Annotated in this window: 27 protein-coding genes; 9 read left to right on the top strand and 18 right to left on the bottom strand. The window is 70.9% G+C overall.

Annotated elements, in window-relative coordinates; all coding sequences use genetic code 11:
- Positions 1–6 precede the first annotated feature (6 nt).
- Complete coding sequence (locus tag AXZ95_RS17195; RefSeq protein WP_018191555.1) at positions 7–783, bottom strand: isoprenyl transferase; 777 nt, start codon at positions 781–783, stop codon at positions 7–9.
- A gap of 97 nt (positions 784–880) precedes the next feature.
- Between AXZ95_RS17195 and AXZ95_RS17190 the strand changes: the two genes are divergently transcribed.
- The gene (locus AXZ95_RS17190) at positions 881–1726 is read left to right on the top strand and encodes a hemolysin III family protein (RefSeq protein ID WP_018191556.1); all 846 of its coding nucleotides are present in this window, start codon (positions 881–883) and stop codon (positions 1724–1726) included.
- A 36-nt stretch (positions 1727–1762) separates the two neighbouring features.
- Here AXZ95_RS17190 and AXZ95_RS17185 read toward each other — a convergent pair whose 3' ends face one another.
- A complete protein-coding gene (locus AXZ95_RS17185) occupies positions 1763–2215 on the bottom strand; it encodes an Lrp/AsnC family transcriptional regulator (protein WP_018191557.1) in 453 nt (150 codons plus the stop codon).
- Positions 2216–2329: 114 nt separating this feature from the next.
- Here AXZ95_RS17185 and AXZ95_RS17180 point away from each other — a divergent pair, with 114 nt between their 5' ends.
- Positions 2330–2962 (top strand): LysE family translocator, encoded by a 633-nt coding sequence (locus AXZ95_RS17180; protein ID WP_018191558.1) that lies wholly within the window; start codon positions 2330–2332, stop codon positions 2960–2962.
- Positions 2963–2968: 6 nt separating this feature from the next.
- Here the strand turns inward: AXZ95_RS17180 and AXZ95_RS17175 are convergent, their stop codons facing one another.
- Both AXZ95_RS17175 and mca read right to left on the bottom strand, forming a co-directional pair.
- Entirely contained in the window at positions 2969–3256 is a 288-nt protein-coding gene (locus AXZ95_RS17175; protein WP_018191559.1) for a hypothetical protein, read from the bottom strand.
- Complete coding sequence (gene mca, locus AXZ95_RS17170) at positions 3253–4104, bottom strand: mycothiol conjugate amidase Mca (RefSeq protein ID WP_018191560.1); 852 nt, start codon at positions 4102–4104, stop codon at positions 3253–3255. Before mca ends, AXZ95_RS17175 begins: the two co-directional genes overlap by 4 nt.
- 115 nt (positions 4105–4219) lie before the next feature.
- Between mca and AXZ95_RS17165 the strand changes: the two genes are divergently transcribed.
- Complete coding sequence (locus AXZ95_RS17165; protein WP_018191561.1) at positions 4220–4630, top strand: DUF4307 domain-containing protein; 411 nt, start codon at positions 4220–4222, stop codon at positions 4628–4630.
- A 124-nt stretch (positions 4631–4754) separates the two neighbouring features.
- Complete coding sequence (greA, locus tag AXZ95_RS17160) at positions 4755–5246, top strand: transcription elongation factor GreA (RefSeq protein WP_018191562.1); 492 nt, start codon at positions 4755–4757, stop codon at positions 5244–5246.
- 88 nt (positions 5247–5334) lie between these two features.
- On the opposite strand, the gene ilvA is transcribed toward greA, so the two are convergent.
- The 7 genes from ilvA to AXZ95_RS17125 all read right to left on the bottom strand — a co-directional run bounded on the left by ilvA (position 5335) and on the right by AXZ95_RS17125 (position 12717).
- The gene (ilvA, locus tag AXZ95_RS17155; protein WP_018191563.1) at positions 5335–6597 is read right to left on the bottom strand and encodes a threonine ammonia-lyase; all 1263 of its coding nucleotides are present in this window, start codon (positions 6595–6597) and stop codon (positions 5335–5337) included.
- A 50-nt stretch (positions 6598–6647) separates the two neighbouring features.
- Complete coding sequence (locus tag AXZ95_RS17150; protein WP_018191564.1) at positions 6648–7910, bottom strand: AI-2E family transporter; 1263 nt, start codon at positions 7908–7910, stop codon at positions 6648–6650.
- Between the two features lie 129 nt (positions 7911–8039).
- Entirely contained in the window at positions 8040–8639 is a 600-nt protein-coding gene (locus tag AXZ95_RS17145) for a hypothetical protein (RefSeq protein WP_231374450.1), read from the bottom strand.
- Positions 8640–8659: 20 nt separating this feature from the next.
- Positions 8660–9748 (bottom strand): ABC transporter ATP-binding protein, encoded by a 1089-nt coding sequence (locus tag AXZ95_RS17140; protein WP_018191566.1) that lies wholly within the window; start codon positions 9746–9748, stop codon positions 8660–8662.
- Position 9749: 1 nt separating this feature from the next.
- Positions 9750–10616, bottom strand: a complete 867-nt coding sequence (locus tag AXZ95_RS17135) for an ABC transporter permease subunit (protein ID WP_018191567.1) — start codon at positions 10614–10616, stop codon at positions 9750–9752.
- The gene (locus AXZ95_RS17130; protein ID WP_018191568.1) at positions 10604–11602 is read right to left on the bottom strand and encodes a hypothetical protein; all 999 of its coding nucleotides are present in this window, start codon (positions 11600–11602) and stop codon (positions 10604–10606) included. The genes AXZ95_RS17135 and AXZ95_RS17130 overlap by 13 nt, the downstream gene beginning before the upstream one ends.
- Complete coding sequence (locus tag AXZ95_RS17125) at positions 11581–12717, bottom strand: extracellular solute-binding protein (RefSeq protein ID WP_018191569.1); 1137 nt, start codon at positions 12715–12717, stop codon at positions 11581–11583. The genes AXZ95_RS17130 and AXZ95_RS17125 overlap by 22 nt, the downstream gene beginning before the upstream one ends.
- Positions 12718–12857: 140 nt before the next feature.
- Between AXZ95_RS17125 and AXZ95_RS17120 the strand changes: the two genes are divergently transcribed.
- Complete coding sequence (locus AXZ95_RS17120) at positions 12858–14087, top strand: crosslink repair DNA glycosylase YcaQ family protein (RefSeq protein WP_018191570.1); 1230 nt, start codon at positions 12858–12860, stop codon at positions 14085–14087.
- On the top strand, positions 14084–14530 hold the full coding sequence (locus tag AXZ95_RS17115; protein WP_018191571.1) for a hypothetical protein: 447 nt from the start codon (positions 14084–14086) through the stop codon (positions 14528–14530). The genes AXZ95_RS17120 and AXZ95_RS17115 overlap by 4 nt, the downstream gene beginning before the upstream one ends.
- Before the next feature lie 168 nt (positions 14531–14698).
- Here the strand turns inward: AXZ95_RS17115 and AXZ95_RS17110 are convergent, their stop codons facing one another.
- Genes AXZ95_RS17110 through AXZ95_RS17100 form a run of 3 tightly spaced genes read right to left on the bottom strand, consistent with a single transcriptional unit; the run spans position 14699 to position 16922 of the window.
- Positions 14699–15433, bottom strand: a complete 735-nt coding sequence (locus AXZ95_RS17110) for an ABC transporter permease (protein WP_018191572.1) — start codon at positions 15431–15433, stop codon at positions 14699–14701.
- Positions 15430–16266 (bottom strand): ABC transporter ATP-binding protein, encoded by an 837-nt coding sequence (locus tag AXZ95_RS17105; protein WP_018191573.1) that lies wholly within the window; start codon positions 16264–16266, stop codon positions 15430–15432. Before AXZ95_RS17105 ends, AXZ95_RS17110 begins: the two co-directional genes overlap by 4 nt.
- Before the next feature lie 8 nt (positions 16267–16274).
- Positions 16275–16922 carry a TetR family transcriptional regulator gene (locus AXZ95_RS17100; RefSeq protein ID WP_231374451.1) on the bottom strand — a complete coding sequence of 216 codons (648 nt, stop codon included), beginning with the start codon at positions 16920–16922 and terminating at the stop codon, positions 16275–16277.
- 164 nt (positions 16923–17086) lie between these two features.
- On the opposite strand from AXZ95_RS17100, the gene AXZ95_RS17095 reads away from it, so the two are divergent.
- The gene (locus AXZ95_RS17095) at positions 17087–17653 is read left to right on the top strand and encodes a LemA family protein (RefSeq protein ID WP_018191575.1); all 567 of its coding nucleotides are present in this window, start codon (positions 17087–17089) and stop codon (positions 17651–17653) included.
- 7 nt (positions 17654–17660) lie between these two features.
- Positions 17661–18545 carry a M48 family metalloprotease gene (locus AXZ95_RS17090; RefSeq protein ID WP_018191576.1) on the top strand — a complete coding sequence of 295 codons (885 nt, stop codon included), beginning with the start codon at positions 17661–17663 and terminating at the stop codon, positions 18543–18545.
- Between the two features lie 65 nt (positions 18546–18610).
- On the opposite strand, the gene AXZ95_RS17085 is transcribed toward AXZ95_RS17090, so the two are convergent.
- Genes AXZ95_RS17085 through AXZ95_RS17070 form a run of 4 tightly spaced genes read right to left on the bottom strand, consistent with a single transcriptional unit; the run spans position 18611 to position 23134 of the window.
- Positions 18611–19924 (bottom strand): D-arabinono-1,4-lactone oxidase, encoded by a 1314-nt coding sequence (locus AXZ95_RS17085; RefSeq protein WP_018191577.1) that lies wholly within the window; start codon positions 19922–19924, stop codon positions 18611–18613.
- Entirely contained in the window at positions 19921–21213 is a 1293-nt protein-coding gene (locus tag AXZ95_RS17080; protein WP_018191578.1) for an amino acid deaminase/aldolase, read from the bottom strand. The genes AXZ95_RS17085 and AXZ95_RS17080 overlap by 4 nt, the downstream gene beginning before the upstream one ends.
- The gene (locus AXZ95_RS17075; protein ID WP_018191579.1) at positions 21213–22469 is read right to left on the bottom strand and encodes an MFS transporter; all 1257 of its coding nucleotides are present in this window, start codon (positions 22467–22469) and stop codon (positions 21213–21215) included. The genes AXZ95_RS17080 and AXZ95_RS17075 overlap by 1 nt, the downstream gene beginning before the upstream one ends.
- Complete coding sequence (locus AXZ95_RS17070; protein WP_018191580.1) at positions 22466–23134, bottom strand: TetR family transcriptional regulator C-terminal domain-containing protein; 669 nt, start codon at positions 23132–23134, stop codon at positions 22466–22468. Before AXZ95_RS17070 ends, AXZ95_RS17075 begins: the two co-directional genes overlap by 4 nt.
- A 194-nt stretch (positions 23135–23328) precedes the next feature.
- Between AXZ95_RS17070 and AXZ95_RS17065 the strand changes: the two genes are divergently transcribed.
- The gene (locus AXZ95_RS17065) at positions 23329–25638 is read left to right on the top strand and encodes an Ig-like domain-containing protein (protein WP_020487541.1); all 2310 of its coding nucleotides are present in this window, start codon (positions 23329–23331) and stop codon (positions 25636–25638) included.
- Position 25639: the final 1 nt, after the last annotated feature.

The following is a 25639-nucleotide window of genomic DNA, read 5'->3' as shown; positions in this document are numbered from 1 at the left end:
GCCCTCTCAGCCGCCGAAGCGGCGGTGCCGGCGCGAGTAGTCGCGGACGGCGCGCAGGAAGTCGACCTCGCGCAGGTCCGGCCCCAGCGCCTCCACGAAGTAGAACTCGCTGTGGGCGCTCTGCCAGAGCATGAAGTCGCTGAGGCGCTGCTCCCCCGATGTGCGGATGACGAGGTCGGGATCGGGCTGGCCGCCGGTGTAGAGGTGCTCGCCGATGAGGTCGGGGGTCAGGAGGTCCGCGAGGGTCTCCAGGCTGCCGCCCTCGGCGTGGTGCGCGGCCACGATGCTGCGCATGGCGTCGGTGATCTCCTTGCGGCCGCCGTAGCCGACGGCGAGGTTGATGTGCATCCCGGTGTTGGCGGCGGTGCGCTTCTCCGCATCCGCCAACGCCTCCAGCAGGCGGGGCGGGAGGCCCGTCGCCGACCCCACGTGCTTGACCCGCCAGTCGCGGTAGTGGGAGAGGTCGTCCGCCAGCTGGGCGATGATGTCGATCAGGTCGCCGAGCTCGCCGCTCTCGCGGTTGGTGAGGTTGTCGGACGACAGCAGATACAGCGTGACGACCTGGATGCCGAGCTCGTCGCACCACTCCAGGAACTCGCGCATCTTCGCCGCACCGGCCCGGTGGCCGTGCGCGACGGTGGTCAGCCCGGCCTGCCGGGCCCACCGCCGGTTGCCATCGATGATCATGGCGACGTGCTTCGGCATCGACTCGCGATTGAGATCGCGGCGGAGACGCTTCTGGTAGAGCCCGTACAGCAGCCCGCTACCCTCCCGCCGGCCCATCCCCGGCGTTCCGCGTCTGCTCACGCTGCTACGTTAGCGCGGCCGACGGCGCCCGGCTCACAGCATCCGGCCACCCGTCCTCCCCTACTCTTGGTCTATGTCGCCCCGAGAGAGTCAGAACCCCGGTACGACCGACGACCGCGAAGCCGATGAAGACGTCGCCGAGCTCCTCGCGGAGCCGACGGCCGACCTGAGCTCCTCGGATGCGGCCGTTCAGGCGGACGAGCGCGAGGCGCGCGACGGCGGCCCGGAGCTGCCGAACATCCCGCTGCTGGACGCCTCCCCCGCCTTCCCCGGCGAGGTCAAGCCGACCTGGCGTGGCTGGATCCACGCCGCGACCTTCCCGGTCACCATCGTGGCGGGCATCGTGCTGATCTCCCTTGCGCACGGCGCTCCGGCCAAGTGGGCGTCCGCGGTGTTCATGCTCACCTCGATGCTGCTGTTCGGGAACTCCGCCCTGTACCACCGCTTCAACTGGCGGCCGCGCGCCAAGATCATCCTGAAGCGCATCGACCACGCGAACATCTTCCTGCTGATCGCGGGCACGTACACCCCGCTCGCCGTGCTGGCGCTGCCGCCGGAGAAGGGCATCCTGCTGCTCACCCTGGTGTGGGCCGGCGCCCTCATCGGCATCGGCTTCCGCGTCTTCTGGATCAGCGCCCCGCGCTGGCTGTACGTGCCGATCTACGTCGCGCTCGGCTGGGCGGCGATGATGTACATCGTCGACCTCGTCGACGCCAACGTCGCGATGATGGTGCTCGTGCTCGTCGGCGGACTGATGTACACGGTGGGCGCGGTCATCTACGGGATGAAGCGCCCGAACCCGTTCCCCGGGCGCTTCGGCTTCCACGAGATCTTCCACACGCTGACGGTGCTGGCGTTCCTCTGTCACTGGACGGCGACGCTCCTGATCGCGCTGCATCCCGCCTACAACGCCGGCTGAGACCTGCCGGAATCAGTCGCCGCTTGCGGCGCGGGATCAGGTGGGCAGCGCCCGCCGCCCGGTCACCTGCTTCATGACCAGGGTCGAGGACAGCTTGCGGACGCCCGGAAGCGCTCCGAGCGGCCCGTCGAACAGCTCCTGGTACCCGGTGAGATCGGCGGTCAGCACCCGCAGCATGTAGTCCGGGTCGCCGAACAGGCGTTCGGCCTGCACGATGTTCGGGATGGCGAGCACGCCCTCCTCGAAGGCCCCGACGGTCTCCGGGTCGGTGCGGTCGATGGTGACGAACACGATCGCCTCGAAGTCGAGCCCGACCGCGGCGGGAGAGACGACCGCGCGATACTGCTCGATCACGCCGGCGCGCTCCAGTTCGCGCACCCGGCGGTGGCACGGCGACAGTGTCAGGCCGACGCGTGCGGCCAGGTCGGTGAGGCTGAGCCGGCCGTCCTCCTGCAGCGCAGCGAGGATCTCCCGATCGATGGCGTCCATGCAGCAGATTCTTCCACGAATGGATGCAGAAGGCACGAAAGTCGCAAGCACTTTCGGTCGCCCACGCCATAGCTTTCCGGTAGACCGCAGAGCGCGGGCGGAGGGAGGACGGCGATGGATCCGGCACTGGTCTTCGGCTTCTGGGGAGTGGCCGCCCTCCTCGTCTGCACGCCCGGTGCCGACTGGGCGTACGCGGTGACGGCCGGGCTCGGCGGCCGGACCCTCCTGCCCTCGATCGGCGGCATCCTCTTCGGATACCTTGTGGTCGTCGTCGCGGTCGCGGTCGGGCTGGGAGCGCTCGTCGCCGCCAATCCGGTGCTTCTCGACGTGCTCACGGTGGGCGGCGCGCTGTACCTGCTCTGGCTCGGGATCAGCGGGCTGGCACGGTCGGCGACGCCGATCGCCGCGCAGACCGGCACGGCGACGGGCGGTTCGTCGTCGGTCGCGTCCTTCCTGCGGGGAGCCGGCGTCAGCGGCTTCAACCCGAAGGGCCTGCTGGTGCTGGTCGCGCTCGTGCCGCAGTTCACCAACGCGCACGGCGGGTGGGCACCGGCGGCTCAGATGCTGATGCTCGGCGGGCTGTTCGTGGCGACGTGCGCGGTCGTCTACCTGACCGTCGCCGTGCTCGCCCGGCGCCTGCTGGCGGCGCGCCCGCGCGGAACCGTGGTCATGGCGCGCGTGTCGGCGATCGCCATGACGCTGATCGGCGTCGCGCTGCTCGCCGAGCGGGTGGCGCAGGCGTTCTGACGAGCGCTACGGCCGGCCGGAACCGTCGGAGCCGTCAGGGCCGCCGGAACCGTCGCCGCGGCGCTCCGCTTCTTCCGCATCCAGCTTCTCCGCGATCTCGGCGCGGTACCGCACGCGCCGGATCCGGCGCACCATGTCGAGCACCAGCAGGACGACGACCACGGCCAGCAGGAACGTGACGACGAACCCGAGCACGCCCGGGGTGACCGAGTCGTCATCGGGCGTACCGGACGGCGTGGGGGTCGGGGTGGCGGCCAGCCAGACGGAGGCGCGCAGCAGGGCGTCGGCGATCACGCACGCACCCCCGCGAACAGGTCGGTCTCGGGCATCTCGGTCTCCACTTTCGAGTCGATGAGCTGGAACTCCTCCGTCGGCCAGGCGGCGCGCAGGATGTCGTTGGGCCAGAAGAAGAAGGCGCTGTCGGGCGCGACCTGGCTGGCGTGGGAGCGCAGGGCGGCATCCCTCGTCTCCAGCACGTCGCCGACGGAGACGCGCGTCGTCGCGAGCGGCGGCTGGTCGTCCATCCAGGAGCGCATCTGCCGCAGCTGGTCGAGGAGCGGCGACGACGGGTCCGCCGCGAGCAGGGCGTCGAGCACCGCGCGGATGCGTTCTCCGTTGAAGATGCGGTCGTAGTAGAGCTTCGACACCTGCCACGGCTTCCCGAGCTCCGGGAACCGGTCGGGGTCGGCGGCCGCGCGGTACGCCTCGACGCCGACGACGTGCGCACGGATGTGGTCGGGATGCGGGTATCCGCCGTTCTCGTCGTACGTGACGAGCACGTGCGGGCGGAACGAGCGGATCAGCTTCACCAGCGGCGCGACGGAGGTCTCGAGCGGGATGGACGCGAACGAGTTGAGGGGGAGGGAGCCGTCCTCACGCGCCATGCCGGAGTCGACGTAGCCGAGCCACCGGTGCTGGATGCCCAGCACGGCCTGAGCCGCCGCCATCTCCTTCCGGCGGAGTCCGGGCAGATCGCGGGCCGCCATCGCGAGAGCGTCGGCGGGGAGCCGCTCGTTGAGCACGTCGCCGCGCTCCCCTCCGGTGCAGCTGACGACCATGACCTCGTCGCCGCGGCGGACGTACGACGCGTACGTCCCCGCACCCTTGCTGGACTCGTCGTCCGGGTGGGCGTGCACGGCCATCAGCCTGCGGGCGGCAGCATTCACAGCTTTCTCTCCTAGTCTGGTCTCAGCCTACCGTCGCCCGACGGAGGGCTCCTGAGCGGAAGGCGGGGCTGGACGGCATGGCGGTGCACGCATGACGACGACCCACCGCGTCCCCACCCTCGACACCCGCTACGGCCGGACGCCCCAGCGCAAGCGGCGCGACCGGTGGCTGCTCATCGTCGGGGGGATCGCCGCGGTCGCCATCGCCACGGTCTGGGCGTTCTGGGCCGGCTGGGACAACGACCAGGCGAACCTCGAGACCACCGACACCGCCTACACGATCCCCGACGACAGCCATGTCGACATCTCGTTCTCGATCAACGCGCCCGTCGGGACCCCGGTGACGTGCGCCCTCCAGGCCCTCAACGAGGACTTCGCGATCGTCGGCTGGCGCATCGTCGAATACCCCGGTTCCGCGAGCCGGTTGACCGCCCACACCGAGTCGATCCGCACGATCATGAAGCCCAACACGGGTTTGATCAACACCTGCTGGCTGTCCTAGTATTGTGCGGATACGCCCCGGCCGTGGCCGGGGCGTCGACTTTAGCACCGGTACCGAACCGGACCATCAGCCACTGTGCTATCAGCTTGTGGGGCTTCCAGCCGCAGGCGCGAAGGAGTTCATCATGTCTCAGGAGTCTCAGGTCACGTTTCTGACCCAGGACGCGTACGACCGTCTCTCGGCCGAACTCGAGGAGCTCAGCGTCAACGGCCGTAACGAGATCGCGAAGCGCATCGAGGCGGCCCGCGAGGAGGGCGACCTCAAGGAGAACGGCGGCTACCACGCGGCCAAGGACGAGCAGGGCAAGATCGAGGCCCGCATCGTCCAGCTGACCAACCTGCTTCGGAGCGCCACCGTCGGCGCGGCGCCGGAGAGCCACGGCGTCGTCGAGCCGGGCACCGTCATCACCGCGACCATCGCGGGCGACGAGAGCGTGTTCCTCATCGGCAACCGCGAGATCGCGGCCGGCACCGACCTCCCCGTCTACAGCGAGCAGAGCCCGCTCGGCGCGGCCATCCTCGGCCTGAAGGTCGGCGACAAGACGGAGTACACGGCTCCGAACGGCCGTCAGATCGCCGTCGAGGTCACCAAGGTCGAGACCTACACCGGCCAGTAAGCCGCTCCCCCGCATCCACGCGAACAGCTCCTGAGTTTTTCCGCCGTTTCCTCGTGAAACGGGCGAAAAACTCAGGAGCTGTTCGCGTTTATTCGTCGTCGACGACGACGGGGTCGTATCCGGCGGCGCGGAGGGCGTCGATGACGTGCCGGCGGTGGTCGGTGCCACGGGTCTCGACGCTGACGTTCAGCTCGACCTGGGTGATCTGCATCCCCCGCCCGTGCCGGGTGTGCAGCACCTCGACCACGTTCGCATTGACGCCCGCGAGGATCTCGGCGATGCGCGCCAGCTGGCCGGGGCGGTCCGGGAGCATGATCGTCAGCTTGAGGTAGCGGTCGGAGGCGGCCAGACCCTGGCTGATCACGCGCTGCATGAGCAGGGGGTCGATGTTGCCGCCGGAGAGGATGGCGACGGTCGTGCCGTCGGCGGTGACGGACCCGGCGAGGATGGCGGCGACGCCGGCCGCGCCCGCGGGCTCGACCACGAGCTTGGCGCGCTCCAGGAGCACGACCATGGCGCGGGCGATGTCGTCCTCCGACACGGTGACGATCTCGTCCACCGCCTCGCGGATGATCTCGAAGTTGAGGGCGCCGGGCCGCCGCACGGCGATGCCGTCGGCGATGGTGCCGGTGAGCGAGATGTCGGTCGGCTCCCCCGCGGCGAGCGACGGCGGGTACGCGGCGGCGTTGGCCGCCTGCACGCCGACGATGCGGACCGTCCGTCCCGTGATCGCCGCGCGCTGCTTGATCGCGCTGGCGACACCGGAGATGAGGCCGCCTCCGCCGATCGGCACGACGACGGTCGAGACGTCGGGGACGGCGTCGAGGATCTCGAGGCCGAGCGTCCCCTGGCCGGCGACCACATCCGGGTGGTCGAAAGGCGGGATGAGCACGGCGCCGGTCTCGGCGGCGAAGTCGGCGGCCGCCTGCAGCGTCTCGTCGACGATGCTGCCGCTGAGCACCACATCCGCCCCGTAGGCGCGTGTGGCCTGGAACTTCGGGATGGCGACACCGACCGGCATGAAGATCGTCGCGTGGATGCCGAGCTCGCGCGCGGCGAAGGCGACGCCCTGCGCGTGGTTGCCCGCGGAGGCCGCGACGACGCCGCGTGCACGCTCCTCGGCGCTCAGCTTCGACATCCGGTTGTAGGCGCCGCGGATCTTGTAGGAGCCAGTGCGCTGCAGGTTCTCGCACTTGAGGAGCACGGGGGCGCCGAGGATCTCGGTCAGGAACCGCGAGCTCTCCATCGGCGTCGGCTGGGCGACGTGGGCGACGATGGCGCGCGCAGCCTCGAACTCGTCCAGGCTGGGGCCTGCGAACGGGGTGCGCGTGTGATCGGTCGCGGTTGCCACGCGCTCAGCCTAGCGGCGCTCGTATGCCGGCGACTGTATGCGTGCTCGTGCTACGACCGCGCGGGCGGGCGGCGCACCGGCCGCGGGACCGTCTCCCAGATCGCCCGCTCCGGCGGCGTGTAATCCGTGGGCGGCACATTCCGCCACACGCCGCTCGCGATGTAGTGCACCATCACGTTCAGCACGGCGACGAAGGGCACGGCGAACAGGGCGCCGGGGATGCCGGCCAGCAGCGAACCGGCCGCGACGGCGAGCACCACGGCGAGCGGGTGCACCTTCACGGCGCTGCCCATGATGAGCGGCTGCAGGATGTGCCCCTCGATCTGCTGCACGAGCAGCACGACGCCGAGCATGATCAGCGCGAACACCCAGCCCTTGAAGACGAGCGCGATGAAGATCGCGAGCGCCCCGGTGACGACCGCTCCGACGACCGGGATGAAGGAGCCGAGGAACACCAGCACCGAGATCGGGATGACGAGCGGCAGCCCGAGGAAGAACGCCCCGAGGCCGATGCCGAGCGCGTCGATCGAGGCGACCAGCACCTGCACCTTCGCGAAGTTCTTGAGCGTGACCCAGCCGGCCTGTCCTGCTCCGTCGATCGCCGCGCGCGACCGCTTCGGGAAAACGCGGACGATCCATCCCCAGATGCTCTTGCCGTCGATGAGGATGAAGATGGTGCTGAACAGCACGAGCAGAGCGCCCGCGAAGACGTGGCCGAGGGTGGAGCCGACCGACAGCGCACCCGAGAGGAAGACCTGGCCGTCCTGCTGGATCGACTTCCCGATCGACGCGAACGCGTTGCTGATCTGGTCGGGGCTGAGTCCGAGCGGTCCGCTCGTCAGCCAGGCTTGCAGGTCGTTGAAGGACGCGACCGACTGCTTCTGCAGCTCCCCGCTCTGCCGCGTCACCTGCCAGATCGCCAGATAGAGCAGCCCGCCGACGACGACCACCAGCGTGATCAGCACGACGACGATCGCCAGCCACTTCGGCCAGCGGTGCCGCACCAGGAAATCCTTGAACGGAACCAGCAGGCCCGCCAGCAGCACCGCGATGAGCACGGGGATGACGATGAGCTTCAGCTGGATGATCAGGAAGATGACGACGGCGAGGACCGCACCGATCACCAGGAGGCGCCACGACCACGCGCCGGCGATGCGCATCCCGCGCGGGACCGTCTCGTCGGCGGATTCGATCGGCTCGCCGAGCTCTCGGCGGCGGCGCTGGAACCAGGCGCGGGCCGGTGCGCGGTTGGCCTCGGGGCCGGCTCCGGGCGCAGTCGTGGGCGACGGGACGGGGCGGTCGATGTCGGACATGACCGTCAGTGTAGGCCGCGGCTCCGCTCGTTCGCCGAAACGGGGCCGCGGCTCCCGGCCCCTTGACAGCCGGGCGGATCCGGGGCCGGCCGGGGCCTTGGATCGGTGCCTCGGCTCAGGGGCGCCGGCTCACAGCTGCAGGATCAACGGCGGATACTCGATGGCCGTGCGGTACCACTGCCAGGTGGCTCCCCCGGTCTGCTGGATGGAGGCATACGTCACCTGCGTCGGCGGCACGTGTTTGAGCCCGACGACGATGGCGACGTTCCCGTTCACGACCCGCGGCCCGAGCCCGGTGGGCATCGTGCCGCCCGCGTAGCCGCCGACCGTGAGGTTCACGCTGCCGTTCGCCGCGATGACGAAGGTGACGACGTAGTCGCCGACCGCCGTCGCCCCGTAGTCGCCCGGCGTGAAGTGCACCGAGACCCCCGGGCCGCCGGACGGTGTCGGGCGGTACGTGAACGACGCGTACGGGGTGCCGGTCGTGTCCGTCTGCATGATGTCGGACGCGATGAGGGTCAGGTTGGTCCGCCCCTTCCCCACGGTGTGCGTGGGGCTGATGGTGTCGATGGGGCGGTACCAGGGAAAAGTGATGACATCGTGCACCGAGATGCGGTGCGCGATGTCCGTGAGGGACTGGGTCTTCTCGAACGTTGCGGGATCGATCTGCACAGCGACTTCTGCGTCCTCCCCCGCACGCCCACCCCGATTCGGAGTCTCGCTGGACATGCGCGGACTCTACTCCGCGGTCAGCGCGCCGGGACTGCCCCATTTCCGGCGTCCCGCGGCGCGACGGTGACCGGAGACCCGGTGAGCCCCACGGCGACCCGCTCGCCCGGTTCCGGCCGCTCGCGTGCGCCGTGCTGCAGCGACAGCTCGGTGCCGTCCTCCAGCCGGACGCGCGTGCGGCGCAACGCGCCGAGGAAGCTCGTCGTGAGCACCACAGCCGGGATGCCGCCGCCGGCGAGCACGACGTCCTCCGGCCGCAGATACGCGGTCACGGGGCCGTCGACCGCATCGGAGGCGAGCGGCACCTCGTGTCCGAGTACGGTGAGCCGCCCGCCGGCGACCACGCCGTCCACCCGGTTCGTGAGGCCGACGAACTCGGCGACGAACGCGGTCGCGGGGCGGTGGTACAGCTCCTCCGGGCTGCCGATCTGCTCGATCCGGCCCGCGCGCATCACGGCGACCCGGTCGGCGACGGCGAGCGCCTCCTCCTGGTCGTGCGTGACGAAGAACGTGGTGATGCCGAGCTCGGTCTGGATGCGGCGGATCTCATCCCGGAGCTGGACCCTGACCTTCGCGTCGAGCGCCGACAGCGGTTCGTCGAGCAGCAAGACGCGCGGCTCGGTGACGAGGGCGCGGGCGAGGGCGACGCGCTGCTGCTGGCCGCCGGACAGCTGGTGCGCGTACCGGCCCGCGTGGTGATCGAGGCCGACCAGCTCGAGGGCCTCAGCGGCGCGGCGGCGGCGGTCCGCCGGGGCGACTTTGCGCATCCGCAGCCCGAACTCGACGTTCTGGCCGGCGGTGAGGTGCGGGAACAGCGAGTACGACTGGAATACCATCCCCAGGTCGCGCCGGCTGGTGGGCTCGTCGGTGACGTCGCGTCCATCGATGAGGATGCTGCCACTGTCCACCCGCTCGAGTCCGGCGAGCGAGCGGAGCGCCGTGGTCTTTCCGCACCCGCTGGGGCCGAGGAGGGCGATCAGCTCCCCCGGCGCGGCCTCGAGGTCGAAGCCCGACAGGCCGACGCCGCCGCCGAAGTCGCGGACGAGGTCGCGCAACTCGACGGTGGAGCCGGTGCGGGAGGAGAGGAGCGGGGTCTCGAGGGCGGTCATGTCAGCCTTTCGCGGTGCGGCGCCGGACGCTCACGAGGCGGTCGACGACGACGAGGAGGACGAACGCGAACACCAGCGCGAGGAGCGCGAAGATGACCGCGACGAAGGGGTCGGACTGCGACACCAGCAGCAGGGAGGTCTGCAGGTTGACGCGGGAGAGCAGCGAGGCGATGGTGAACTCGCCCAGCACGACGGCGACGGACAGGGCGGAGGCGGCGAGGATGCCGCGCCGGAGGTTCGGCACGAGGACCCGCCAGAACACCGTCCACCAGCCGGCGCCGAGCGACCGGGCGGCCTCGCTGAGCGTGATCATGTCGACGGCGGCGACGTTGCTCTGGATCGCCCGGTAGGCGTACGGCAGCACGGTGATGCCGTACGCGAAGGCGAGCGTCCAGGCGCCGGAGCCGAAGACCTCGGTCACCACCGCGTAGGTCGGAGCGAGACCGACGACCATCACGATCGCCGGGATCATGATCGGCAGCAGGCAGATCCCCTCCAGCAGCCTCCGCAGCTTCGGGAACCGCAGTTCGACGAGCACGATCGTCGGCAGCAGCACGAGGAGCACGATCGCGACCGTCACCACCGCCAGCACGAGCGAGTTGCCGAGGCCCTGGTAGACGCGGTCGTACCGGGTCGTCTCGCCCGAGAACACGGCCACCCAGCGGTCGAGGTTGTACACGCCGGGCTTGGCGGTGCGCAGGGTGAACTCGACCATCGAGAACAGCGGGACGAGGAAGAACAGCCCGAGCAGCGTCCAGATCACGGCACGCACCACGGGACCGGGGCCGAGCCGCAGCTCGGGCGCTCGGCGGCGGACCGGGCGCGGGCGGACCGGGCGCGACTCGACCGCGCGGCTCATCGCTGCCACCGTGCCGTCCGTCGCACCAGGGCCGAGTAGCCGAGCATGACGACGACCATGACCAGCAGCATCCCGAGCGCCATCGCCCCGGCCAGGTTCGCCCGGCCGAGCACGGTCTCGCTGATGAGCGCCTGCCGGATCTGCAACGACACGATGTTGTTCGCCTGGCCGACGAGGGCCGCGGCCGTCGCGTACGACGAGAACGCGTTGGCGAACAGCAGAAGCAGACTGCCGAGGAACGACGGGAGCAGGATGGGGCCGCCCACGCGCGTCCAGTACGTCCAGCGGCTGCCGCCGAGGGTCGCCGTCGCCTCCAGCCATTGCGGGCGGAGTCCTTCCAACGCAGGCATGAAGGTGATGACCATGAGCGGGATCTGGAAGTAGAGGTACGGGAGGATGAGGCCGGGCACCGTGTACAGCCAGACGCCGTTCTCGTAGATGTTGATGTGCGCGACGTTCCGCAGCAGCACCGTCACCAGGCCCTGCGCGCCGATCGTGGCGATGAAGGCGAAAGCGAGCATGACGCCGCCGAACTGGGCAAGGACGCTGCTGGCCGAATCCACCAGGGAGCGGGTCACGCCGCCGGACCGCGAGCGGAGCAGGGCGAAGCAGAGCGCGGCTCCGGCGATCGCACCGACGACGGCGGTCACGGCCGAGAGCCAGAACGCGCCGAAGAAGGAGCCGGCGATGGCCGGCTCGGCGAGACCGGTGAGGTTCGCCCAGGTGAAGCGGCCGGCGTCGTCGAGGAACCCGCTCCCCACCGCGACGACCGTCGGGATGGCGAGGAACACGATGACGTAGAACGCGAACGGCGTCAGCCCCAGCACGGCGGCCGCGCCCGTCCTGCGGCGTCGTCTCGGCCGCTCGACGGCGGCCCGGGCCGACGACGGCCGCCGCCGGGTCTCCGTCTCGGAGACTCCGGCGGCGGTGCGTCCGACCGCAGGCGCCGCGGCGCCTGTGACGGTCTCGGTCATCAGCCGACCGCGTTCGCCCACTTGGCGTTCAGCAGGGTGCCGGCGTCGGTGGCCTGCTTGTCGCTCATGACGGCCACCTCATCCAGCTTGCCCGGGAACTCGTCCTTGTCGAGCGTCCCGGCCTTCTCCATCGCGTCGACGCGCGCCGGGTAGGCGCCGCCCTTCAGCCATGCGTTTTGGGCGGCGTCGCTGTAGAGGTACTCCTCCCAGAGGCGCGCGGCCGCTGGGTGCGGGGCGTCCTTGTTGATGGCCTGGTTGTAGTAGCCGACGTACGCGGTGCCCGGGAGCACGACGTACTTCCAGTCCACGCCGCCGCCCTTGATGGTGTCGGAGGTGGCGTAGCCCTTCTGGTTGAACGACCAGTCGAGCAGCACCGGGGTCTCACCCGAGGCGATGGTGTTGGGCTTGCCATCGGCGGCGTTCCAGTTGCCGGCCTTCTTCAGCTTGGTGAACCAGTCGATGCCAGGGGTCAGGTCGTCGAGCGTCCCGCCGTTCTGCAGGGTGGCGTACGCGACGGCGCCGGCCGCTGCGGCCGCCTGGGTCGGGTTGCCGTTGAGCGCGACCGCGCCCTTGAACTCCGGCTTCAGGAGGTCGTCGAACGACTTCGGCGCGGTCTTGATCTTGTTGGCGTCGTAGCCGACCGCCATGACGCCGTAGTAGCCGACCTTCCAGAGGCCGTCCTTCTCCTTCTGGTTGTCGGGGATGTCGTCCCAGCCTGTCGGCTTATACGGCGCGAAGTACTCGGTGTTCGCGAGTGCGACCGAGGAGCCGACGTCGAAGGTGTCCGGAGCGGTGTCCTGGCCCTTGAGCTTCTTGGCGGCGTCGATCTCCTCCTGGCTGGAGGCGCTGTCCTGGCTCGGGTTGATCGTGATGCCGTACTTCTTGGTGAAGCCGTCGAAGATCTCCTGGTAGTTCGCCCAGTCGCCCGGCGTCGCGATGATGTTGAGGCTGCCCTCCTTCTTCGCGGCCGCGACCAGCGCGTCCATCCCGCCGGCCGACGCGACGTCGGTGGCGGAGTTGATCTTCGCGGTGTCTGCAGTGCTGGCGCTCGCGCCACCGGAGCAGGCGGAGAGCGAGAGTGCGACGACGGCGGCCGCGGCGGCGAAGCCGGCGACACGTGCGCGCTTGTTGATCACGGGTTTCCTCCAGTGCAAGGTGTCGACCGGGCGGAGCGCCCGGACGTGGTCACGGTAGGAAGGCCAGGCGTCCGGGCGGTCGCGTGCCGGTGACGCGGCGGTGAACGTCCGGTGTCCGGGGTTGTCGATAGGGTCGTCGCGTGGTCGAACAGGTCTCCCCCGCACTCGCACGTCGCATCGCGCTGGCCGCGCAGGGTTTCGGCCGGCCGCATCCCGACGCGGTCGGCACCCGGCAGCTCAACGGACTGATGGACCGCCTGCGGCTGCTGCAGATCGACTCGGTCAACGTCTTCGAGCGCAGCCACTACCTCCCCGCGTTCGCACGCCTGGGCGCGTACGACCGCGGCCTCCTCGACCGGCTCACCTTCGACGCCCGCGGCCCGTACACCGAGTACTGGCCGCACGAGGCCGCCTTCATGCGCACGGAGGACTGGCCGCTGTTCGCCTGGCGGATGCGCGACTACCGCGCCCGGTACGGCGGTCCGGGGAGCTGGTTCGAGGTCAACGAGAGCACGGTGGAGTGGCTGCGCGGAGAGCTCGCCGCCAACGGTCCGCTGGTCGCGGGTGAGATCGAGCACGACGCCAACCACCGCACGGGTCCGTGGTGGGGCTGGTCAGAGGTGAAGCGCGCACTCGAGCGGATGTTCCTCTTCGGCGAGGTGGCGATCGCCGGGCGCACCCGGTTCCAGCGCCGCTACGGGTTGGCCGCCGACGTGCTGCCGGCGAGCGTGCTGGAGCAGACCGTGAGCGATGAGGATGCGGTCCGCGAGCTCCTGCGCCGGGCCGCGGTCGCGCACGGCATCGGCACGGCCCGCGACTTCGCCGACTACTACCGCATCAAGGGCCCGCGCGTCTCCGTCGCCCTGCAGGAGCTGGAGGACGCGGGCGAGCTCGTCCCCGTCGAGGTGCCCGGCTGGGAGAGCGCCGGCCGGCCGCTGCGCGCGTGGATGCACCGCGACGCCCGCAAGCCGAGGCAGATCGAAGCGGCGGCACTGCTCTCGCCGTTCGACCCGGTGGTCTGGTATCGCGACCGGGCGCTGCGGATGTTCGGCTTCCACTACCGCATCGAGATCTATACGCCGGCGCCGAAGCGCGTGTACGGGTACTACTCGTTGCCGATCCTGCTCGACGACGCCCTGGTCGGGCGCATCGACCTGAAGAGCGACCGGCAGGCGGGCGTCCTGCGCGTGCAGTCGGCATGGACGGAGCCGGGCGCTCCCCCGGCGACGATCGACCGGCTCCTCCCGCTGCTGGATTCGACGGCCGCGTGGCAGGGATTGGAGCGCGTCGAGGTGGCCGAGGGTGCGCGCGGCGACCTCGCGCCGCTCCTCGCGGGCGCACTGCGGGCGGGGGTAGGGTTCGGGGCATGACGACGTCACCACTGGACTATCTGGATCAGGACGGGGCCGACGAGGCCGACTACGAGACGCCGATGCGCGAGCTGTACGCGTACCACGACGGCGACACCTGGCTCGATGGGATCGTCACCGGGGTCCGGCCGCACGCAGCCGCAGACGGCGGCACGCTGGTGCAGTTCGACGAGCGGCTGTGGGTGCCCGCGCGCGAGGTGCGGCAGTCGGACCACTACATCGCGGTGCTGCTCAACCCCGACTCCGAGGTCTACGCCGAGGTCATCCAGTCGTTCGTCGACGGGCAGCCGAAGGACGTCATCCGCGACGTCTCGATCGTGGGCGACGACAACGTGGGCACCGAGTGGCGTCCGATCGACGAGCCGCGCACCGGCTCGCGCGTGCGCTACCGCTACACGGGCACGGCCGAGCTGCCGGTGTCCGATGAGGAGGCGAGCGCGTAGCGCGCTCCGCGCCGCTGCGCCGCCTGCGTCGGAGCTCCGCCACGGTCGGACACCCGCCGCATTCCGTCGGAGACTCGGCCGCGTCCGCCCAGAATCTCCATCCGCACCGCGGTATGTCGGAGATTTGCGGCCCTCTTACCTACGCAAGCCGGCGGCCTGCGGGTGCGGTCAGGCGGTGCGCCGCTGCAGGGTCAGCGCCCCGAAGACGACCGCGGCGACCGCGAACGCTCCGATGATGAGGAGCTGACCGCCCACGTAGGCGGCGTCGTGCGAGTTCGTCGCGACGGCGTTCAGCGCATCGACCGCGTGCGACAGCGGCAGCCAGTCGCTGATCTCCTTGAGGCCGGCCGGGAGCTGGTCGCGCGGCAGGAAGATCCCACCGAGCAGGATCTGCGGGAACACCAGCAGGGGCATGAACTGGACGACCTGGAACTCGGTGCGGGCGAACGCGCTCGCGAACAGTCCGAGGGTGCTGCCGAGCACGGCATCCGTCACCGCGACGGCGACCAGCAGCCACGGGTCGCCCTTCACGTCGAGCCCGCACACCCACAGCGCGTACGCCGACGCGATGAGCGCCTGCACCACCGCGAGCAGCCCGAACGCGAGCGTGTAGCCGAGGATGAAGTCGCTGCGGCCGAGAGGCATCGACAGGAGACGCTCCAGGGTGCCGGTCCTCCGCTCCCGCAGTGTGGTGATCGAGGTCACCAGGAACATCACGATGAACGGGAACAGGGCGAGGATGGCCGGGCCGATGGTCTGGAACACCGGGGTGTCGGTGAAGATCCAGGCGACGAGGCCGACGAGGAGCGCGGGCACCACCAGCAGGAGCACCACGGTGCGCGGGTCATGACGGATCTGGGTGAGCACGCGGCCGGTGGTCGCGAGCGTGCGCGTCGGGTTCATGGCGTTTCCACCTCCGTTCCGCTCTCCGACTCGGCATCCGGCTCCGCGTCCGGCTCCGCGTCCGGCAGAGCATGCCGGGCGTGGTGACGACGCAGCAGCGCGAGGAAGGCGCCCTCGGCGTCGACGGCTCCCGTCTCGGCGAGCAGCTCCGCCGGGGTCGCATCGGCGAGCACGGCCCCCTCGCGCATCAGGATGAGGCGGTCGCAGCGGCTGGCCTCATCCATCACATGGCTCGACACCAGGAGGCTGGTGCCGGCCTCGGCGAGGCGGTGGAACAGCGCCCACAGCTCGACGCGGAGCAGCGGGTCGAGCCCGACCGTCGGCTCGTCGAGCACGAGGAGGTCGGGCGAACCGAGCAGGGCCGCGGCGAGGGAGACCCGGCTGCGCTGACCTCCCGACAGGGTCGAGACCAGGCGACCGGAGTGCTCGTCGAGGTCGGTCGCCGTGATCGCGCGGTCGACGTCGGCGCGGCCGGCGCCCAGCACGCGGCGGAAGTACTCGAGGTTCTGGCGGATGGTCAGGTCGTCGTAGACGCTGGCCGCCTGGGTCACATACCCGACGCGGTGGCGGAGCGCCGCGGTTCCGGCGGGCTGGCCGAGCACCGTCACGGTGCCCGACTTCACCTTCTGCACGCCGACGACCGCGCGCATCAGCGTCGTCTTGCCGCAGCCGCTCGGCCCCAGCAGGCCGACGACCTGGCCGCGCGGGATGCGGAGGTCGAGCCCGTGCAGGACGTCGGTGCGGCCGCGCCGCACCCGGAGCCCCTCGATGGCGATCGCATCGGCGAGGGCGTCGTCGCCCGCTTCCGCGGACGTTCTCCGCGAATTCATCATGTGATGAATTATTCGCCTGTGGGAGGCTCCGCGTCAAGAGGTGCGTCCGGCGCTCCGAACAGGTGCCACTGCACGACGGCGCCGACGCGACGCGCGAGCTCCTCCCGGGGCGTACCGGCGATGGGCTCCACCCGGAGGGCGTACCGCGTCATGATCAGGCCGACCAGCTGGCTGGCGGCGAGCTCGGCGCGCAGCTCAGCATCCTCTCCCCCGACCAGCCCCGCGAGTTTGGACAGGACCTCGCGCAGCAGGAACTCGCGCACCATGCGCGTGCCCGGGCCCGAGCTGAGGGCGGTGCGAAGGATGACGACCATGCGGCGGCCGGACTTCTCGTCGTCCAGACGCTCCAGCAGGTAGGCGACGAGGCGCTCGCCGATGTCGTGCTGGGTGCCGGCGAGGATCAGATCCACCGCGCGGTCCGGCCGAAGCGGCGCCTCGAGCGTCGCGGTGAACAGGTCGGCCTTGTCGTCGAAGTAGTGGTGGATGAGCGCCGGGTCGACGCCCGCACGCCGGGCGACCGCCCGCAGCGACGCCCCCTCGTACCCGCGCTCGGCGAACTCCTCCGCCGCCGCACGCATGATCGACGCCCGCGCGGACCCGGCCCCGCGTTCCTTCCGCGGCCGTCCGGGACGTCGCCGCGTGCCTGCTTCGCTCACGGCCCCATTCTGCACGCCGCGGCGCCGACCGAGGGTGCTGTCCACAGCCGATGCGCTTGCTTCGAGTGTGATGAGAACGCGGTGAGAGCGCGCTTCGCCGAAGCTAGGATGAGGTCTGCGCATCTGCTCGACCCGGCGCCTGGCACACAAGGAGTTCTGCGAACATGGAATGGCTCATTCCGGTCATCATCGTCGTCGTGATCGTCGCGATCATCGGGATCTACCTGTGGGCCACCTACAACTCGCTGGTCACCCTGAAGGTCCGGGTGGACGAGGCGTGGAGCGACATCACGGTCCAGCTGAAGCGCCGTGCCGACCTCATCCCGAACCTGATCGAGACGGTCAAGGGATACGCCGCGCACGAGCGAGGCGTCTTCGAGTCCGTGACGCAGGCGCGCGCCGAGACGCTCTCCGCGCAGACGCCGGGCGAGGCGTCCGTCGCCGAGAACCACATGCAGACCGCGCTGAAGAGCATCTTCGCCGTGGCCGAGGCCTACCCGCAGCTGCAGGCGAGCCAGAACTTCCTGCGCCTGCAGGCCGACCTGGTCGACACCGAGGACAAGATCCAGGCGTCGCGCCGGTTCTACAACGGCGGGGTGCGCGAGTTCAACACCAAGATCAAGGTGTTCCCCAACAACCTGTTCGCCCGACGCCTGGGCTTCACCGAGCGCGAGTTCTTCGAGGTCGACAACCTCGCCGCGATCGCCGAGCCCCCGCGCGTCCAGTTCTAGGGCGTAGATGTACAGGGCGATCGCCAGGAACAAGCGCAACACCGTCTTCATCATCCTGCTGTTCCTGGTCCTCATCGGTGCGCTCGGATGGCTGGCGGCGTACATCTACCAGAGCTACACGATCCTCGTCGTGGTGCTCGTCGGAGCGGTGCTGTACGCGCTCTTCCAGTACTACCTGGCCAGCAGCCAGGCGCTGAGCATGTCGGGCGCGATCCCGATCCAGAAGGCGGACAACCCACGGCTCTGGAACGTCGTCGAGAACCTGTCCATCGCGACGGGAACGCCGATGCCGGCCGTCTACATCGTCAACGATCCGGCACCCAATGCGTTCGCGACCGGCCGAGACCCGGAGCACGCCTCCGTCGCCGCGACCACCGGACTGCTCGACATCATGACGGACGCCGAGCTCGAGGGCGTCATGGCGCATGAGCTCGGGCACGTCCGCAACTACGACATCCGGCTCGGGATGATCGTCTTCGGCCTGACCGTGGCGATCGGCTTCATCGCCGACATCTTCCTCCGCATGGCGTTCTTCGGCGGCAACCGCAACAACAACAACGGCGGCGGCAACCCGGTCGTGCTGGTGTTCGGGCTGATCGCCGCGATCGTCGCGCCCCTGGTGGCGACCCTCGTGCAGCTGGCCGTGTCGCGTCAGCGCGAATACCTCGCAGACGCCACCGGTGCGATGACGACCCGCCACCCGGACGCCCTGGCCAGTGCGCTGCTGAAGCTGGAGGCCTACGGCCGTCCGATGCAGAAGCAGAACTCGTCCATGGCCCACCTGTGGATCAACGACCCGCTGAAGCCGGGCCTCATGGCGCGCCTCTTCTCCACCCACCCGCCGATCCCGCAGCGCGTCGAGCGCCTAGAGCAAATGGGCGGCACTTTCTAGGCGCCGAAGTGCACCTTGTGGCTGCTATTCCGGCGGTTTAACGACCACGACGTGCACCTCGGCGATCAGGGACCGAGGACGCGGCGCAGGTAGGCGTTCTCGAAGCGCCGCTCGGGGTCGAGGCGGTCGCGGACCGCGAGGAAGTCATCGAAGCGCGGGTACGTGGCGCGCAGCGCGTCCGCATCCCGGCTGTGCAGCTTGCCCCAGTGCGGGCGCCCGTCGTGGGCGACCATGATCTCCTCGACCGCGGCGAAGTACTCGCGCTGGTCTTCCCGGTAGTACCGGTGCACGGCGATGTAGCCCGTCTCGCGCCCGTACGCCGTCGACAGCCAGTTGTCGTCGGCCGCGGCACTCCGCACCTCGATCGGGAACGAGATCCGCCATCCCTTCCGCTCGATGAGCGCCTTCACCTCGGCGAGCGCCTCGGGCACCGCCTCCCGCGGCAGTGCGTACTCCATCTCCCGGAATCGCACCGTGCGGTTGGTGACGTAGACCCGCGGCGCGTGGTCGGTGAAGTCGCGGTTGCCGGTGAGGCGCTGCGCGAGGCGGCTGAACGGCGGGATGACGGCGGGCGCCGCCGTGCCGAGCGCGCACACTCCCCGATAGAGGCCGTTGGCGAGCAGTTCGTCGTCCACCCAGCGGCCGACGCGTGGCAGCGGCTTCCGTTCGGCCGTCAGGGGCAGGCGCGTGTTCGTCTTGGTCAGGGCGGTCTCGGTGTGCGGGAACCAGTAGAACTCGAAGTGGTCCTCCCCCGCCGACCGCTCCAGGTACGACTCCATGGTCGCCTGCAGCGGTTCGGGCCGCTCGACGGCCTGCAGCAGGTACGCGGGAACGCACTGCAGGGTGATGTCGACGATGACGCCGAGCGCGCCGAGCCCCAGGCGCGCAGCAGGGAGCAGCTCGGCGTTCTCCGTCTCGTCGACGCGCAGCAGCTCTCCTGTGCCGGTAACCAGCGTGAGCCCGACGATCTGCGTCGCCAGCCCGCCGAACGACCCGCCCGTGCCGTGTGTGCCGGTGGAGGTCGCCCCGGCGATCGTCTGCCGGTCGATGTCCCCCATGTTCTCGAGCCCCAGGCCGTGCGGCCGCAGCAGCCGCGGCAGCTGGTGGAGGTGCGTGCCGGCCGCGAGCGTCACACGCCCGCGTTCGAGGTCGACATCGCGGATGCCGTTGAGGTCTTCGAGGTCGAGCTGCACACCCGGTGCCACGGCGATGCCCGTGAAGCTGTGCCCTGCGCCGACCGCTTTGACGCGCATCCCGGTCCGGTTCGCCGCCTGCACTGCGCGCTGCACGGCCTCCGCCGTCGTCGGGCGCTCCACGCGCTGCGGGCGCACCGCCTCGGTCCGGCCCCAGGTGCGCCACAGGCCGCCGACCGCCGTCACAGGAAGACCTTCCCGTCGCCGCGGTACGTGGATGCCTCGCCGACGACGCGCGCCCGCCCGTCCACGGTGTCCACCAGCTGGAAGGCGTCGACGTGCTCGCTGAGCTCGCCGGACTTGGTGTGCCGCAGCCAGACGCGGTCGCCGATGCGCAGCACGCCGGCCGCGGCGCCGGTGAGCGGAGTCTGCACCTCGCCGGCCATCTCGCGCGCGACCATGCTCAGCCCGGTCGGCCACTCGACCTTCGGCATCCGGTCGGGCCCGGGAGGGCCGGAGGCGATCCAGCCGCCGCCGAGCAGGGTCGCGGTCTCCGGATTCGGCCGGCGCACCACCGAGAGGGCGAAGGATGCGGCCGGCGCCGGATGGAACGCCCGGTAGGTGTCGAACAGGTGGCCGCCGAACAGTCCGCTGCCCGCGGCGATCTCGGTGACCGACTCGTCGGAGGCGGTGTACTCGATGGAGCCCGTCCCACCGCCGTTCACGAACTCCAGGTCGGCGATCTGCCGTACCGCGGCGACGGCCTCACCCCGGCGGCCGAGGAGCTCGTCGCGGGAGTTCTTCTGCATCCACCGCAGCGTCGCACCCCAGGCCGGCTTGCCGGGCGGGTTGTCGCCCTGGCCGGCGATCTGCGCTTCGTACCCCATCATCCCGACGAGCGCGAAGCCCGGGCGCCGCACGATCTCCTCGGCGACCGTGCGGACCGACGCCGCCGAGTGCAGCGGCGACCGGAACACGCCGACGTGACCGAGCACCGGCGCGAACCAGGAGGAGTCGAGCTCGAGGCACAGCCGGATGGTCTCCCGCTGCGCCGGCGGAACCACCGCGTCGATGAAGTCCAGGTGGGCGATCGAGTCGACCATGAGCGTGACGCGCGCGGCGAGCTCGGGTGACGCGGCGAGGCGGGCGATCGCGGTGCGGTCGGCGGTCGGGTAGCCGACGACGACATCCTCGATCGGCGGGTGCTCCGCGTCGCCCTCCGCGAGCCACAACGCCTCCGGAAGCGTGTACGCGAGCACGCCCGCGTACCCGGGAAGGGCGAGCACCGCATCCATCACCGAGCGCACCCGCACCGACTTGGAGGCGACCCGGATGGCCTTCGCCGGCCGGTCAGACGGCCCGGCCGCCCGGCGCACCAGGTCGTGGGCGTTGTGCCGCAGGGCGGGAAGGTGGAGCACCGCGAGCGGAGGGTCCAGCCGCGCGGTCGCCGCGGAGAGCGACGGCCAGAAGACGTCGGGCGTCGTCCACGTCCGCTCGGACGGAGCCGGCGGAGTGGACAGGTCGAGGTCGCTCATCAGCGCACCGCTTTCACTCGGGCGACCGCGAGCGCTCCCGCGAACGCGAACACGGCCGACAGGACGAACAGGCCGGCGAAGCCGCCCAACGCCGCCACGATCACCGCGCCGAACAGGGGCGCAACAGCCTGCGGAACGGCCAAGGCGATGTTCATGATGCCGAGGTCCTTCCCGCGGCTCTCCGGGTCGGGCAGCACCTGGGTGGCGAGCGCCTGATCCACCGACAGGAAGCAGCCGTAGCCGATGCCGAGGAGCGCGGCGGCGACGATGGCGACCGACAGCTGCGGGACGAACGCGAGCAGCAGCGCCGCGACGCCCTGCACAGCGGACGACGCGAATACGAACGCCTTGCGGCGGCCGAGACGGTCGGACAGCCGGCCGAGCACGAGCGAGGCCACGATCACGAACACCATGTAGACGAGGATGAGGATCAGGAGGTCGTCGTCGGCGTTCGGGTCGCGCAGGCCGAACTCGAGGAAGTAGAGCAGCAGCGACGTGCCGAACGCGTTGCCGAAGTTGACCAGCACGCGGCTGAGCAGCGTCCAACCGAAGTCGGGATGCTCACGCGGGCTGATCCACAGACCCTCGATCACGCCGCGGAACGACATCCGCTCGCGCAGCTCCACCGGCAGCACCGCGTCCGGCAGGAACAGGAACGGCAGCACGAGCACCACCAGCAGCACCGCCATCGCGGTGTAGCCGACGAACGCGCCGACGAAGACGTAGGTGACCAGGGCGACGCCGAGGATGATGCCGATCGCCTGAGGCGCACTGATCCAGCCGCTGACGTAGCCGCGCTGGTCAACAGGCACCTGGTCGCTGATCGTGGCAGTCAGCGCGGCAGTGAGGATGCAGAAGCCGGTCAGCGCGAGCGACCAGAACACGCCCATCCCGACCATGGTGGTCTGCAGCCCGAGCAGCACCAGCGAGACGGCGAAGACCACGGCTCCGGCGGCGATCCACGGACGGCGGCGGCCGAAGCGGCTGGTCGTGCGGTCGGAGAGAGCCCCGGTCAGCGGGTAGGCGACGATGGCGCACACCCCGGAAATGCCCGAGATGACCCCGAAGGCGATCACGTTGTCCACCCACCAGTCGGAGTGCAACTGCGCCTGCACCTGGTCGGGCAGGAGCTTCTGGATGGGCGCGAGCTGCGCCATCCACACGCCCAGCCAGGCGACGGCGAAGGCGGCGATCCACCGTCCGGGGACCTTGCGCACCGGCTCGGCGAAGACCGCCGGCGTCGTCGTGTTCGTCATCGTGCACCTGCGTTCGTCGAGGGGGCCGGGGTGTGGTGCGTGGTGCGGTGGTGCGGTTCGGAGGCCGGGACGGCGAGGGCGGCCAGCGCGTCGGCGGCCACATCCATCACGGCGGCGGCCGCCGCGTCGTCGCGGGTGACCAGCCAGCCGACGGTGAGTCCGTCGGTGAAGGAGACCAGGATGCGGGCGATCTCGTCGAGGGGACGCGTCCACTCGTGACCCGTCAGACGCGCGGTCTCGGCGGCGGCCTGCGCCGCGACCTCGTGGTAGCGCGCGTACTGCCGGCGCGCGAGCGGCTCGAATCCCGGCTCGCGGAGCGCCCACTGCGTCAGCTCGAACATGGCCTTCTCGCGGCCGGGATCGGCGCGGACGCCGTCGAAGTAGTGCTGAAGGCCCGCACGGACGGCGTCGCGCATCCCTCCCCCGCCTGCGTCGGCGGTGAGCGCGGGCGCGAGGTCGGTCTGCTCGCTGCCGACGGCCGCCTCGATCAGCTCGGCCATCAGCTCATCGCGCGAGGCGAAGACGTAGTGGAAGCTGGCGAGCGGCATCCGGGCCTCTGCGACGATCCGGCGGGTCGTCGCGGCGGCGACACCGTCACGGGCGATCACGCGCAGGGCGGCCTGGACCAGGGCGGTGCGACGGTCTGCGACCGGGATGCGCGTCATCCGGACTCCTCGGGCTCCACCCGCGCTCCATCGCACGGGAAGAAAAGTGGGACAGTTGACCCAGATCACAGTATGCCGCAAATCCGGGCGATTCGTTTGACACCGGCCACCCGTACCCCCTGGAATGGGGTGGAATGCGGGGATTTACGAGCGACGTGTCACCACCAGTCCGGCCACGGGGGTCGAGCCGACTGGTGTCCGTCGCTGCCGTCGCAGCGCTCGCCGTCCTCCTGCTCAGCGCGGCCGGCCTGATCGGCGCCGCTCCCCCCGCGACCGCGTCGCCGCCCCCACCCGGCGCATCGACGTCCGCATTCGCAGCATCCGGTTCCACCGCAGCATCCGGCTCCACCGCAGTCCACTCCTCCGCAGCCTCGTCCGCTGCAGCCTCCTTCTCTTCCGGCTCCGGCTCATCGCCGGCGTCCGCTGCTGCGCGCCCGGCGGCCGTTCCGACGCCGTCGGCCGTCTCGCCGACGGACACCTCGTCACCGTCCGACACTCCGACCCCGACGCCGACGCCCAGCCCCGTGAGCATCGACCGCCTCCCGGATCTGGTGCGCAGCTTCCCGCTGGCCGTCTCGGGCACCGCGACGCCGACCGACACGATCTCCGTCTCGGCCGGCTCCTCTCCCGGAAGCGCGCAGAGCTGCACCGCCACGGTGGATGACGACGGCGACTGGCGCTGCACCCTCGCCTCGCTGCCCGACGGTCCCGGCGTCTCCGTCCGCGCCGAGTCCACCCTCAGCGGGTCCGACAGCGCCCGGGTGGATGTGCTGCACCCGCCCGTGATCGCCGGGACCGGCGTCGTCTCGACCGGCGGCAGTGTGCGCGGGACGGCCTACCCCGGCGCGAGCGTCACGGTCACCGCCGATACCGGCGCGAGCTGCACCTTCCCCGTCGACGCGAACGGCGGCTGGGCGTGCGTGCTCAGCGGCTCGCTGCCCGACGGACGCCACACCGTGACGGCGACGCAGACGGCTCCGTTCTCGTCGCAGTCGTCGGCGGCCAGCGGCCGGGTCACCATCGACGTGGACCGCACGGCCCCCGCCGCCCCGGGCATCACCTCCCCGCCCAGCGGCACCTCCGTGCTCGCCGGCACGGCAGTCGCGTTCGGCGGCACGGGAGAGACCGGCGCCCACGTGACCCTCTACGCGACCACCGCCCAGGGCACGACCGTGGTGTGCACCGCGGACGTCGCCGCCGGCGCGTGGTCGTGCCAGGGCGCCCTCCCCGAGGGCGCGTACACGCTCTCCGCCCTGCAGCGGGATGCCGCGGGGAACGTGAGCGCCGGGAGCAACGCTGTCACCCTCGGCGTCACGGCGGCCACCACGCCGTCCACACCGTCGCCGACGCGTACGCCGACCCCGACGCCGACCCCCGCGGTGCCGGTGCCGCCCGCGGCCGGTGGCGGGACGGGTGCCGGACCGCTCCATCCCGACACCCGCGGCTGGATCGCGACGCCGTTCTCCAACGCCTCCGCACCGGTCGTGACAGCGGCCTCCCTGCCCGGGTGGATGCGCTCGGTCGGTCTCGCCATCGCCGCACTTCTCCTGCTGGTCCTGCCGGCGCGGCTGCTGACCGCCGCGCTCGCCCGCGGGCGCGCCGCCCGGGCGGATCGGGAGCGCCGCCGCGTGTCCGTGTTCGGGCGCAACCGGCCGCGTTCCGACGTCGCGGAGGCCTCGGCGCTGTTCGGGGCGGCGGCGCGATCGGAACGCGCTCGGACGGGTCACAACGGGGACGCCGTGCCCTCGTCGCCGTCCGTGCGGGCTCAGCCGCGCTGGCTCGTGCCCGTGGTGGGGATCGCCGCGGCGGTGCTGGTGACCCTCTCGACTCCGCTCTCCGACCCGGGAGCGTATCTGCGGGTGCTGCTCGCGATCGGGATCGCCGTCGCCGCCGTCAACGCGGTCTGGGTGCTCGCCGGTCGCGCCCTGGCGCCGCATTTCGGCCTCCCCGTGCCGCGGATCACTGTGCGGCCGGAACTGCTCGTCGTGGTCGCGGTCGCGGCGTTCGGCTCCCGCCTGCTCGGACTCTCGCCCGCTCTGCTGTTCGCCCTCGTGCTCGGGCTCTCGATGGCCCCGCACGCCGGCCGCGCGCGCCGCGGCCGGATCGCGGCCGTGCAGATCTCGGCCGTCGCAGCACTGGGCGTGCTCGCCTGGCTCGCGGTGGGGCTGCTCCCCACGCCCACCGGGGCGTTCACCGCGTTCCTGGTCGAGCTCGTCAACGCGCTCGCCCTGATCGGCATCGGCTCGGCTTCCGTCATGCTGCTCCCCCTCGGCGGGCTCGCGGGCCGTGCCGTCGCCCAGTGGTCGCGCTGGCTCTGGGGCGGGCTGAGCCTCGTCGTGTACACCGTGCTGTTCGCGCTGCTGCTGCCGGTGGCCTCCCTCGTCGAACGGGGTGTCGGCGTGATCGTCATCGTCGGCGTCGCGGCCGGCTTCGCGGCGGCCAGCGTCGCGGTGTGGCTGTGGGAGCGCTACGTCGCGCCGGCCCTCGACCGCACGGTGCCGTAGC

This window comes from Leifsonia sp. 115AMFTsu3.1 (genome assembly GCF_004362795.1).
Classification (GTDB): Bacteria; Actinomycetota; Actinomycetes; order Actinomycetales; family Microbacteriaceae; genus Leifsonia.
This window is presented reverse-complemented; position numbering and strand designations above follow the sequence as displayed.